The organism is Chryseobacterium sp. SSA4.19 (assembly GCF_022601875.1).
In the GTDB taxonomy this organism is placed as follows: Bacteria; Bacteroidota; Bacteroidia; order Flavobacteriales; family Weeksellaceae; genus Chryseobacterium.
Genome location: NZ_JAKVIP010000020.1, coordinates 31,253 through 43,027, shown reverse-complemented (window position 1 = coordinate 43,027; position 11,775 = coordinate 31,253). Strand labels below are relative to the sequence as shown.

Annotated in this window: 11 protein-coding genes and 1 pseudogene; 6 read left to right on the top strand and 6 right to left on the bottom strand. The window is 40.5% G+C overall.

Annotated features, from left to right (window positions below):
• Nucleotides 1-59 precede the first annotated feature (59 nt).
• The 3 genes and pseudogenes from MKJ01_RS13930 (at nucleotide 60) to MKJ01_RS13920 (ending at nucleotide 4,809) form a co-directional block, all read left to right on the top strand.
• The gene (locus MKJ01_RS13930; protein WP_241614708.1) at nucleotides 60-263 is read left to right on the top strand and encodes a hypothetical protein; all 204 of its coding nucleotides are present in this window, start codon (nucleotides 60-62) and stop codon (nucleotides 261-263) included.
• 114 nt (nucleotides 264-377) lie between these two features.
• On the top strand, nucleotides 378-3,158 hold the full coding sequence (locus tag MKJ01_RS13925; protein WP_241614707.1) for a T9SS type A sorting domain-containing protein: 2,781 nt from the start codon (nucleotides 378-380) through the stop codon (nucleotides 3,156-3,158).
• Nucleotides 3,159-3,659: 501 nt separating this feature from the next.
• Nucleotides 3,660-4,809 (top strand): annotated as a pseudogene (locus MKJ01_RS13920) (methionine aminotransferase).
• Nucleotides 4,810-4,906: 97 nt separating this feature from the next.
• Here MKJ01_RS13920 and MKJ01_RS13915 read toward each other — a convergent pair.
• Entirely contained in the window at nucleotides 4,907-5,671 is a 765-nt protein-coding gene (locus MKJ01_RS13915) for an SDR family NAD(P)-dependent oxidoreductase (RefSeq protein WP_241614704.1), read from the bottom strand.
• A gap of 86 nt (nucleotides 5,672-5,757) precedes the next feature.
• The gene (locus MKJ01_RS13910) at nucleotides 5,758-6,705 is read right to left on the bottom strand and encodes an AraC family transcriptional regulator (RefSeq protein ID WP_241614703.1); all 948 of its coding nucleotides are present in this window, start codon (nucleotides 6,703-6,705) and stop codon (nucleotides 5,758-5,760) included.
• Nucleotides 6,706-6,857: 152 nt separating this feature from the next.
• Here MKJ01_RS13910 and MKJ01_RS13905 point away from each other — a divergent pair, with 152 nt between their 5' ends.
• The 3 genes from MKJ01_RS13905 (at nucleotide 6,858) to MKJ01_RS13895 (ending at nucleotide 7,577) form a co-directional block, all read left to right on the top strand.
• Complete coding sequence (locus MKJ01_RS13905) at nucleotides 6,858-7,040, top strand: hypothetical protein (protein ID WP_241614702.1); 183 nt, start codon at nucleotides 6,858-6,860, stop codon at nucleotides 7,038-7,040.
• 101 nt (nucleotides 7,041-7,141) lie between these two features.
• Nucleotides 7,142-7,339: a hypothetical protein gene (locus MKJ01_RS13900; RefSeq protein WP_241614701.1), complete on the top strand. Its 198-nt coding sequence runs from the start codon at nucleotides 7,142-7,144 to the stop codon at nucleotides 7,337-7,339.
• 73 nt (nucleotides 7,340-7,412) lie between these two features.
• A complete protein-coding gene (locus MKJ01_RS13895; protein ID WP_241614700.1) occupies nucleotides 7,413-7,577 on the top strand; it encodes a hypothetical protein in 165 nt (54 codons plus the stop codon).
• A gap of 109 nt (nucleotides 7,578-7,686) precedes the next feature.
• Here MKJ01_RS13895 and ychF read toward each other — a convergent pair whose 3' ends face one another.
• The 4 genes from ychF to MKJ01_RS13875 form a co-directional block, all read right to left on the bottom strand.
• Nucleotides 7,687-8,778, bottom strand: a complete 1,092-nt coding sequence (gene ychF, locus MKJ01_RS13890; RefSeq protein WP_241614699.1) for a redox-regulated ATPase YchF — start codon at nucleotides 8,776-8,778, stop codon at nucleotides 7,687-7,689.
• 155 nt (nucleotides 8,779-8,933) lie between these two features.
• Nucleotides 8,934-9,485: a ferritin gene (locus MKJ01_RS13885; protein WP_241614698.1), complete on the bottom strand. Its 552-nt coding sequence runs from the start codon at nucleotides 9,483-9,485 to the stop codon at nucleotides 8,934-8,936.
• Nucleotides 9,486-9,937: 452 nt separating this feature from the next.
• Nucleotides 9,938-11,530 (bottom strand): glycoside hydrolase family 10 protein, encoded by a 1,593-nt coding sequence (locus MKJ01_RS13880; protein ID WP_241614697.1) that lies wholly within the window; start codon nucleotides 11,528-11,530, stop codon nucleotides 9,938-9,940.
• A 118-nt stretch (nucleotides 11,531-11,648) separates the two neighbouring features.
• The gene (locus MKJ01_RS13875; protein WP_241632661.1) at nucleotides 11,649-11,765 is read right to left on the bottom strand and encodes an SH3 domain-containing protein; all 117 of its coding nucleotides are present in this window, start codon (nucleotides 11,763-11,765) and stop codon (nucleotides 11,649-11,651) included.
• Nucleotides 11,766-11,775: the final 10 nt, after the last annotated feature.

Sequence of the window (11,775 nt, the reverse complement as noted above, 5' to 3'; positions counted from 1 at the left end):
ATGTTTTTTGTTAATACTCTTCTCTATTTTCGTCATGTTAATCAACTAAAAAAATTATCATGAAAAAAATCATAGGAAAAGTACTTAAGAAAAAGGAAATGAATTCTATTGCAGGTGGAACCGCTTTTATTACGCCAAGTAGTCCGGGGGCAATTAACCCGGCCCAGCCACCTATTGTTCAAAATCCCAACCAACCTATTGGCGGGATTCCAGCTATCTACACAATGCCATGGGGAGGTCTTCCATGGGTAGAGCCTAAATAATGATGATTGTAAACACATTCCAGCCATGGGTCGGAATGTGTTTTTACTTTTTTTTATTGCTCATTGCCGGATTACTCAAGCTTATAAAAACTTTTAATCTCCACTATACCACCTATGAAAACAATACCTATTCTTTTTAGAAAAAATATTCCCCTCGTTCTATTCGCATTGCTGGGAAATGCATTATCAGCCCAGGAAGCTCTTCTGAATCCTACAACAACCGTTTATGATGGTTTTAGCACCGACATCAAAACTTTTGTATGTCCTTCTTTCAGTATTCAGGAAACGCTACAGGAAAACGATTTTAGCGATCAATCAGTTCCTTTGATTTTTGCCAAAAAATTTGACACTGAAATCACAACAGTAAATTCCGGCCAATGGGAAAAGGTAGATGATCTGCACGTATGGCGTTACAGGATCACCTCAAAAGACGCCTACTCCATGATGCTGATATTCAAAAATATGCGCCTCCCGGATGACACCAGCCTTTTTCTTTATAACGAAGACATGAGCTATGTAGTGGGACCTGTAACCAATAATTACAATAAGGAAAGTGATATATACCCTACCGAGCTGGTACCCGGAAGCAGTATCATCGTAGAACTGGTTGTTAAAGACAGCAGCTATAAAGAAGGAGCTTCATACTTCACCATTGGAAATGTGTCTCATGATTTTCTGGATGTGTTTGACTTAGTAAGCAGTACAGAAAAACCAAAGAAAATTTTAGACTGCCACAATGATATCAACTGTGCTGTTGGAAACGAATGGCAAACCCATAAAAGAGGAGTTGCACTTATTACTGTGGGTGGTACAGGACTTTGTTCAGGATCTTTGATCAATAATACGGCCAATAACGGAAAGCCTTTGTTCCTGACCGCTGACCATTGTTATGGTTTACTGAGCAACCCGGCAAACAGCGTTTTCTACTTTAACCATGAGAAAGAAGAATGCGACGGCCCTAAGTCGGATTACAGAAAAAACGATGATGTTATTAAAGTATCAGGAGCTACCCGCATAAGCTCTAATGATTACGCTGATATGCTGCTGCTTCAGCTGAATGACAGAATCCCGTCTTCTTATAAAGCCTATTTTCCGGGTTGGGACAGATCAGAGCATAATCCTTACAGGGGTATCGTGATCCACCATCCCCGCGGAAATCCTAAAAAAATAACGTTTGATGATCAGCCATTGATTCCCAATCCAGACCCTGTTGATGTAAAAATTACCCCTACACTTACAAGAACCTTCGAAGCCTACACATTGTGGGAATCACATCCTGATAATGCTTCAATAGAAGGCGGCTCATCCGGCTCCCCTTTATTTAATCAGGATGGGAAAATTATAGGAAATTCAACAGCGACTAACAGTGAAGAATATGTGGGTGGATGGCCATTCCCTGAAATAAGGCACAAATATTTCTGCCCACCTGAAAATCATTCCTATTTCGGCCGTTTATCAGCATCCTGGAATTATGGCGGATCAAGCCAAAGGCTTAGAGACCATCTGGATCCCAATAATACCAATCAGATGTCTATACAAGGGCTTATCCCTGCCGGTTGGAGACATTTCAAATTTCCGCAGAATACCAATACCAGAAAAGTTCATAACAGCGCCTATGATGTAGTTCATGTAGGGCTCGGCAATCAGATATTTTACAGGGCACCCAATAATCAGATACAGATGTATTACTGGAATATTGCCGGCTGGCAGCATGGTACAATTCAGCCTACCAGCTCAGCTTCAGATCTGGTTAATGGGGATATAGCTGTAGGTCTCGGTAACCAGGTGTTCTATAGAAGCATCAATGGAAGCATACATACCATGTACTGGGCCAATAATAACTGGCAGCATGGCGTTCTGGGAGGCTCCGTTCACAGCTCTCCACACAGTCTTGCATTGGGAGACGTCAATAATGAAGTATACTACCGTGGTACAGACAATAAAATGCATATTTATTACTGGAGTAATAATGCATGGCAGCATGGGGTTATCTCAGGAAGCATTAATAACAATACGAAAATCGATGGCGATATTGTGGTGGGTAGCCAAGGAACCCAGGTATTTTACAGGGGCGGGGACGGAAAACTACAGATGTATTACTGGGGTAACAATGCCTGGGTACATGCCTATGTGGACCCTGCCGGAAGTAACGCCTATTCCGGTTACAATATCCATTCCGCTCCGGGGGCTATCAGTATTGATAAAAACAATAACAATACTGTTTATTATCGTGGTGCAGACAATAAGATGCACAGGTATTACTGGAGCTCTAATTCCTGGCAGCATGAATGGCTGGGCACAAGCAATGATACCAATGTGTATGGGGATGTAAGTGCAGGAGAAGGTAATCAGATTTTTTACCGTGGTACTGACGGGAAAATGCATCTATATTATCGCAGTAACAATAATACATGGATTCATGACTGGGTTGAAACCAGCTGGCAGGCTCCCAATGCTAATAATGTAGCGGGCTCAATAGGCGTAGGTCCGGGGAACAAATTATTTTACAGGGGAAATAACGGGTTTATGCAAAACTATTTCTGGAATGCGGCACAAATGCTAAAAAACAATGAAGATTCTGAAAATTTCGGAATGGAAGATACTCCGCCAAGTCCTACTATTCCAAAAGCAAGTATTAATACAGCCCAGTCAACAATGGTTCCAAACCCGGCAAAAGATGATATCACATTAACAATGGATTGTGAATATAAAACTACGATAAAGATCATGGTTACTGATATGAAGGGAAAAACAGTAATGGATTATTCCCATAAGACAGAGGCAGGAAAAAATTCCATAACACTAAATATAAGTAAACTGCATACAGGCGTTTACTTCGTTACAATTCAGGACACTAAAGGATATAGTGCGGTTCATAAATTAATTAAAAATTAACTGATGAAAGCATAATTCATCTTTTTTAAGGCTAAATATATAAAATACAAATATTCGCGGGCAGTAGAAGCTTTAAAAGTTTCTGCTGCTTTTTTTAAAATCACCCAAACATAGGTTTCCATGCAACATTCTCCAGCTTATGTTGCATTATTAATCAATTATACATTCACCATATTATTCAATAAATAGTGAAAAAATTACACTTTTTCATCTATTTTTTTTATATTATATGCGTCTAATTGCTTTTTGCCTAGATCTCCAGAATGGTCAATTATAATGATGGGGATGGCCTGAATATTGAGAAGCTGGTACAGGGTGCCTACATTGTTGAAGTTAAATCTGAACATACCAGGAGTTTCCAGAAACTGCTGATTTCACAATAGACGTTCACAGAATGCTGCAACTTCAAAGACTGTTCTTGGAAAGACAGTCTTTTTTATGGAATTTCTGCTTCTGATTACAAAAAATGAATTAAATTCGAAGTAAGAAATAATTCCTTTAATGATTCAACTTCCTTTATCCAAACTTTCTCATATCGGGACTACCATCTTCAGCCAGATGACCCAGCTGGCTCATGAGCATGAAGCGATTAATCTTTCCCAGGGATTTCCGGATTTCATGTCGGATCCAGAACTGTTAGGCCACGCCGAATATTTTATAAAAAAAGGATTCAACCAGTATGCTCCGATGGGTGGCATAATCGGCCTGAAGGAAGAGATTGCCAAAAAAATCGAACACAGCCATCAGGCTGTTTATCATCCCGAATCAGAAATTACCATAACGGCTGGCGGCACCCAAGCCATCTTTACTGCCATTGCCACTTTCATCAGGAAAGACGACGAGGTAATTATTTTTGAACCGGCTTATGACTGTTATGAACCGACGGTAGAACTTTTCGGAGGCATTGTAAAACGTTTTGAAATGCAGGCGCCTGACTACAGTATTGACTGGAATGCGGTAAAAAGCCTGATGAGTGAAAAAACCAGAATGGTTATTCTTAACAATCCCAATAATCCGTCAGGAAGGATTTTAAAAGAACATGATCTTCAGGAACTGACTGCTCTTGTAAAAGATACTTCGATACTGATCCTTAGTGATGAAGTATATGAAAATATTGTTTTTGACTGTAAACAACATCTGAGTATCTGCAGATATCCCGAATTAAAAGAAAGAAGTCTTGTCGTCGCTTCCTTTGGGAAATTGTTTCATGTAACCGGCTGGAAAATAGGCTATTGTGCTGCACCTAAGAATTTAACAGATGAATTCAGGAAAGTTCATCAATTCAATGTGTTTTCCGTAAACATGCCTCTTCAACTGGCTTTGGCCGAACATATGAAAAACCCTGATCATTACCTGTATTTAAACCAATTCTTCCAGGAAAAAAGGGACTTTTTAAGACAGGGGGTTATCCAATACGCCTTTTGAGTTGCTGGATTGTGAAGGCACGTATTTCCAGGCTTTAAAATATGACAAAATCTCTGACAAAAATGATTTTGAATTTGCCGGTGAACTTACTGCTACCCACAAAGTTGCCAGCATTCCTTTTTCCTCCTTTTATAAAAACAAACGGAATGATCACGTGATCCGTCTGTGTTTTGCCAAAAAGCAGGAAACCCTGGAAAAAGCACTTGAAAACCTTTCAAAAATATAATAATCCGGTGGCTTCTGTAGGAAGCCACCGGATTATTTAATGAGATTACCCAGATGTACGTTATATAGGATTAATTCTTAAAAACTTATTCTCTTATTTACAGGAACATCCCGCCGGAAGCTTCAATTCTCTGCCCGTTAATCCAGCGTGCATCTTCTGTACACAGGAAGGCCACTACTCCACCGATATCGTCCGGAACTCCTGCTCTTCCTAATGCCGTAGCACCCGCAACCATTGCGTTTACCTGTTCATCATCTCTCGTCCTGCCTCCTCCGAAATCGGTTTCAATTGCTCCCGGAGCCACTACATTCGCTTTGATTTTCTTTGATCCTAATTCTTTGGCCATATACCTCGTTAAGGTCTCAACGCTCGCTTTTATGGAACCGTACACTGAAGATCCGGGTAAAGCAAACCTTGCCAGTCCGGAAGAGATGTTTATGATTCCACCGTTCTCATTAATAAAGGGTAAAAATTTCTGGGTGAGAAAAAATACTCCTTTGAAATGAATATCCACCACATCGTCCAGCTGCTCTTCCGTCACTTCAGCAATCGGGGAATATAAAGCGGTTCCTGCATTATTAACGAGGTAATCGATATTCCTGCTCCCGGTATTTTCTTCCAGATGGTCCCCAACGGTTTTTACCAAAGCATCAAAACTTCTGATGTCTTTTGTATCCAGTGGGTAAGCAATAGCTTTTCTGCCCAGAGCCTGAATTTCACGGACTGTTTTTTCAGCTTCTTCCTTATTGCTTTTATACGTAATAATGACATCAAGCCCTTTTTCGGCAATTTTTAAGGCTGCATTCCGGCCAAGTCCGCGGCTTCCGCCGGTAATGAATGCAATTTTTGTTCTTGTTTCCATATTTCAATATTTTTACAGTGACAAAGTTCAGCCATTTGCTTAAAAGCCGGTTTGCTCCAATCAAACTGAAATTTGCAAAATTCAAATCATGACCTGAATTCCAAAGGAGCCATTAACGTTTTCTTTTTAAAGAAATTCGAAAAGTGAGCGATTTCTTCAAACCCCAGAGCATATGCGATTTCCGAAACGGTCCATCGGGTCTGCCTCAATAAAATCTTGGCTTCCTGAATCACGCGTTCAGCAATGATCTCCGTGGTGGTTTTTCCTGTGCTGTCCTTCAGTTTCTTATTTAAATAATTGACATGAACCGCTAAGCGGTCCGCATAATCTTTGGCGGTTTTCAAAGCTAAACGCTGATCCGGAGATTCAATAGGAAACTGCCGCTCCAGCAGCTCAATGAATAATGAGACCACCCGAAGGGAAGCATCATTGGAAGTTGAGAGCTTTGCAGCAGGCTGTAATTTCTGTCCGTAATGAATCAGTTCCATCACGTAATTCCTGATCAGGTCATATTTAAAGATATAATCCGAAGCAATTTCCTTTTTAATTTTGGTATACAGTTCCTGAATTTCATCTGCAAGCTCATCATCAATTTCAAACAAAGGAACATTTCCCGGCTGGAAAATCGGCAGGTCTTCAAGGGTGCTGTGCGACCTGTCCTTGATAAAAAAATCTTCCGTAAACACACAGAAGCTCCCTGACTGTAGGGAATCTTCAGGAATCCAGTGGTACGGTACTTTGGGAGTCGCAAACAATAAGGCATTCTGTCTGATCTGGATGGTTTTGTCTGCATATTCCGCCCTGTTTCTTCCTCTTATCAGGCTGATCTTATAATATTTTCTCCTGTTATAAGGCATTTCTGAAGTCATCTTCATCTTCTCAATGGTCTGCGCAATATCAAACACATTAAAATGCCCGATGTCTTTATGGAGCCCTTTCGGGAAAATACTTTCCAGATCAGCTCCGAGCTTATCCGTCATTTCCCGGTAGAAATCTTCGAGTGAAGTATGTGAAGTATGGGCAGTTTTTTCCATGATCATAATTTGTGAAATTCAAACATATGAAAGTAACAATTTCCATCTTAAAAAGCACCATTTTATTTTCATAATTTATTATTCAAAACTTTGTGATATGTTCAAAATTATATCTATATTCGTATTCATCAAACACTTAAAAGTTATTTATTATGAAAAATCAGAATCCAATCAACGGAAGAAAACTAAACAAAAAACAACTTCGCTCTATCACAGGCGGATTATTGGACTGTCTTGGAGGAATCTGCCAGACACCCGACGGATGTCCACCGCTTAATGAATACGGGTGTTTAATCATCTCTAAATCCTGTGCACAAACAAATTGCAGACCTTAGTGTAAAACAGTAACAGATAAACACTTATTTAGTTTACTAAAATTTCTAAACAGGAATAATTTCATTATACCGTTTCAATAACTCACTCAAAATCAATTATTATGAAAAACTTGAATGTAATCCATGGAAAAAAATTAGATAAAAAACAACTTCGCTCTATTAACGGAGGAGCCATAGCCGATTGTTTTGCCCAGGGATGTCCGCCATTCGTCCCGGAATGTCCGCAGCAGCCCGCAAATGAATTCGGCTGCACGATAATTTCAATAGACTGCGCGCAGAAAGAATGCAGGCCCAGATAAAAGCATAGAACATGCTGCTGCAGAAAGTCAGGATGTTAGTTAATATTATTTACCAAAACCAAAATTCATTATTATGAAAAATCAAAACTTACTAAAAGGAAAAAAGCTGGATAAAAAACAGCTCAGATCAATTACCGGAGGATTGCAGCAATGCATCGATCCGTATACAGGACAATGCAAAAGCTACGGCAGGCAATGTGCGGAGTTTGAATGCCATTATGTTATAATAGAACCTTAAACAGGAGGATGCCTGTTAGTGATCCTTAATCAGGCTATCATTTTAGACAAAAAACGCTCCGGAAATAAATTCCGAAGCGTTTTTCTATATAACTAACTTTAATATTTTTTTATACGTTGAACCTGAAGTGCATAATGTCACCATCCTTCACGATGTATTCTTTTCCTTCCACAGCAAGTTTTCCGGCTTCTTTGATTTTTGCCTCGGAACCATATGTCATGTAATCATCAAACTTGATCACTTCTGCACGGATAAACCCTTTTTCAAAATCCGTATGGATCACCCCTGCCGCCTGCGGTGCCGTCCAGCCCTGACCGATGGTCCATGCTCTCACCTCTTTCACGCCTGCCGTAAAATAGGTCTGAAGCTTCAGGAGATCATAAGCCTTTCTGATCAACCGGTTTACTCCCGGTTCGGTAAGTCCCAATTCCTCAAGGAAGATTTCTCTTTCTTCAAAAGTTTCCAGTTCGTTGATATCTGCTTCAATCTGTGCAGCAAGAACCACCACTTCAGCATTTTCATTTTTAGCCATTTCCTCAATTTTGGCAATCCAGTCGTTGCCGTTCTTAATTGAGTTTTCATCTACGTTACAAACGTACAGCACCGGCTTATTGGTAAGCAGCTGAACATCGCTGATCATGGGTTTCGTAACGTCATCAACAGGAAATTCTCTTGCATTTTTACCGTCTTCAAGAAATTTCTGAAGATTCTGAAGGGTTTCATATGCTAAAATATCTTCTTTTTTTCCGGATTTGATGAACTTTTTTGCTTTTTCAACAGCTTTTCCAACCGTCTCCATATCTTTCAGCTGAAGCTCGATATCAATAATTTCCTTATCTCTGATAGGATCTACCGAACCCTCTACGTGGATGATATTGCCGTTATCAAAACATCTTAACACATGGATAATCGCTTCACATTCGCGGATGTTGGCCAGAAACTGGTTTCCAAGGCCTTCCCCTTTGCTGGCTCCTTTTACCAGGCCTGCGATGTCTACAATCTCTACCACAGCCGGTAATACCCTCTCAGGCTTCACTATTTTTTCAAGCTCAAACAATCTTTGATCCGGTACGGAAACAGTTCCTAAATTAGGTTCAATCGTACAGAAAGGATAGTTGGCAGACTGTGCTTTTGCATTGCTCAGGCAGTTAAAAAGAGTTGATTTACCTACATTCGGTAAGCCTACGATTCCACATTTCATATTTTCTTAGCTTTTAGCAATTGGCTTTGGGCTTTTTGCATGTTAAAAATAAAGGTGCGCAAAGATAGTGATTTTAAAGGGAGTTTCATAATAAAAAAATCTGCCAGTATTCTGACAGATCTTGATCTAATTTTAATTCATCCGGTTTTATCTTTTTACGGATTGTCTCCTGTAGCTTCCTGCGCCAGAGGGACATCGTTCGGGGTATTCTGTAAAGTCTTATCCAGCGTGAAAAGAGATTCATCAGTAGCCCTGTCGCCACCTGCAATTTTTAGTTTATCAATTAAGCTCGATGCTAGGGTTTCTTCTTCAATCTGTTCCTGTACAAACCACTGCATAAAGTTCCAGGTAGCCCAGTCTTTTTCTTCAAGGGCCATATCTACAATACGGTAAATAGCAGTTGTGTTATCCACTTCATGCCTGAAAACACCGTCAAAGCAGGCCGTTAACGATTCCGGATCTGCCGGCGGAGCAGGAATGGCTTCTACTTTCGGTTTTCCGCCTCTGTTCAGTACATATTCCATGAATTTAATGGAATGGTTTCTTTCTTCCTGAGCGTGCCGGTACAGGAAATTGGCAATTCCCTGGTAGCCTTTATCATCCGCCCAGATCCCGTATGATAAAAAAACGTGCGAGGCATGGATTTCTTTATTCATCTGGTCGCTTAATGCTTTTTCTATCGTCGCGGAAAGTCTGTTGGTATTCATAATGTAATATTCTTTAGTGATTATGGTATCAAGGATGCAAAAATAGTTCCGAGAAGTACCTCATCTTAATCACGACCGAAAAAGACATTCTATAAAATATTGATTTATTGATATTTAAACAGCAATTTAAAGTTATTCTAAAATAACAGTGGTTAAAAATCCTATTTATTATTAGCAGTGAAAATAAATGAAATGCTTTTTCTTTTCCTAAAAATTCCTTGGTGAGATGGTTAATTTTTTTAGAATCTGCTTATATTAGGCCGAAGCATATAATCTTCCATAGATTATGATGATAACGCAGATGTCAATGAAAATAAAATCTGCTGAACCCGTTAGATGCGCAAGCGTAAATTCTAAAATAAGTTTTTAAACAAATTATAAAAAATATCAAAATAAAAAATCCTGCAAAGATATCCTGCAGGAATAGTACTGAATAAAGAATTGGATAAAAGTTATTTTACTTTTTTAGCGATATAATCGCTTTCATTGCCCAACCTGTCAATGGCTTTCACGGCGACTGCATTCAGGGTTTTTCCTTCTTTATATTTGGGGATTTCTTTTGAAAGCTGATCAAGTGTCAGAATTTCTGTTTCCCATATTCCGTTGTGCTGGGTAAAGAGTACCCATTGGAATACCTGCCGGATATTTTTATTGCTCCAGCTTACCTGTACATTGCTTCCGTTATCATTGATAAATAAACTGGGGGTTTGCAAAGGAGCCGCTTTAATCCAGGGACTTTTCGGCACCAGTGCTTTTTCCTTATAAGGACCGTTTTTCAGTGCCGGAAGCATACCGGCATTTTTTGTCAGCCCTGCAATGCTCCAGTGTATTTCTCCCGCATCATTGCCCAAAACCTGCCTTGAAATCTCAATCTGGTTTTTAATTTCCGCCGGGCGGTCAGCTGCTTTTATTTCAACGGTATTCAGGCCGGGCCACAAATGCCGGTTCATAGTGTTCTCGGATTTCCACCAGCTTAACAAAGCCTCAAAAGGCTGTCCTTTTGATTCCACCGGCCAGTATAATTGAGGTGAGAAATAATCCACCCAGCCCTTATTGAGCCATAATCTGGCATCCGCATACAGCTCATCATACTGTGAAGACCCTGTCACACCCTGCGGGTAACCCGGCTTCCAGATTCCGAACGGACTGATCCCGAAGCGTACGTCATTTTTTTCCGCATGGATTTCCTTATAGATCCTTTCTACAAATTTATTTACATTGTCCCTTCTCCAGTCGGCTCTTGTTAAAGTCCCTCCGTTTCTTACATACTCGTTCCAGGTGGCAGTGTCAGGGAAATCCGCTCCTTTATTGTAAGTGGCATACGGATAAAAATAATCATCAAAATGAATGGCATCAAGATCATACCGTTTCACAATATCTTTTACCACGTTGGAAACATGCCCCTGGGTCCTGGGATCGGCAGGATCGAACCAGTACATCCCGTTTTTAAGCCTGATGACGAAATCCGAAAGCTTATTGGCCATCGATAAGCTGTTTACAGGACCGCCGTTGCTGTGGTGTGCCCGGTAAGGGTTCAGCCATACATGCAGCTCCATTCCCCTTTTATGTGCTTCTTCAATCCAGAACTGTAAAGGGTCATAATTCGGGTATGGTGCCCTTCCTGTTTCACTGGTCAGAAAGTAAGACCAGGGTTCAATATTGCTTGTATACAAAGCATCTGCCGAAGGCCGGGCCTGGAAAATAACCGCATTGAAATTATTGTCCTGAAGCATATCCAGCATCCTGATCGCTTCCGCCTTTTGCTGTTCAACGGTCAGGCTGTTTCTTGAAGGCCAGTTGATGTTGGCGACACTGGCAACCCAGGCACCGCGGAATTCCCTTTTTATGGCAGGAAGATCGGTCCTGAAGACCTCATCAGCTGTCGCAGCTACCGGTGGCACAGCGGGAACAGGCTTGGCCTGAGCTGCCGGTTTTGATTCCACAGCAGGCCTTTTTGCCGGTGCTGAAGCTTTCTGTGAGGCGCATGAAGCCATGGCTGCTGCTGAAAGAAAAAAGATAAGAGGTTTAATCGTTCGGATGTTCATAACACAAAAATAATATTAATCTTTTATTCCGGACAGGAAGAAAGCGTTTAGTTTTGAACAATGATAAATGATAAATGATAAATGATGTATTAAAAATTAAATAAGGAAGACCTGTTATTTAACGGTCTTTTAACCGGCTGGCAGAAATAAAACCTTCTACGTTGTCCGGAGTTCTTATATGAAGCCACGATCCTGTTACTGCCAGTACCTGAACAGGTATTGCGGACTTCAGCATCGTGACCGTC

Coding starts and splice junctions, on each gene's coding strand:
- MKJ01_RS13895 (WP_241614700.1), top strand. CDS start 7,413: ATGAAAAATCAAAACTTACTAAAAGGAAAAAAGCTGGATAAAAAACAG.
- MKJ01_RS13900 (WP_241614701.1), top strand. CDS start 7,142: ATGAAAAACTTGAATGTAATCCATGGAAAAAAATTAGATAAAAAACAA.
- MKJ01_RS13930 (WP_241614708.1), top strand. CDS start 60: ATGAAAAAAATCATAGGAAAAGTACTTAAGAAAAAGGAAATGAATTCT.
- MKJ01_RS13925 (WP_241614707.1), top strand. CDS start 378: ATGAAAACAATACCTATTCTTTTTAGAAAAAATATTCCCCTCGTTCTA.
- ychF (WP_241614699.1), bottom strand. CDS start 8,778: ATGAAATGTGGAATCGTAGGCTTACCGAATGTAGGTAAATCAACTCTT.
- MKJ01_RS13885 (WP_241614698.1), bottom strand. CDS start 9,485: ATGAATACCAACAGACTTTCCGCGACGATAGAAAAAGCATTAAGCGAC.
- MKJ01_RS13880 (WP_241614697.1), bottom strand. CDS start 11,530: ATGAACATCCGAACGATTAAACCTCTTATCTTTTTTCTTTCAGCAGCA.
- MKJ01_RS13910 (WP_241614703.1), bottom strand. CDS start 6,705: ATGGAAAAAACTGCCCATACTTCACATACTTCACTCGAAGATTTCTAC.
- MKJ01_RS13915 (WP_241614704.1), bottom strand. CDS start 5,671: ATGGAAACAAGAACAAAAATTGCATTCATTACCGGCGGAAGCCGCGGA.
- MKJ01_RS13875 (WP_241632661.1), bottom strand. CDS start 11,765: ATGCTGAAGTCCGCAATACCTGTTCAGGTACTGGCAGTAACAGGATCG.
- MKJ01_RS13905 (WP_241614702.1), top strand. CDS start 6,858: ATGAAAAATCAGAATCCAATCAACGGAAGAAAACTAAACAAAAAACAA.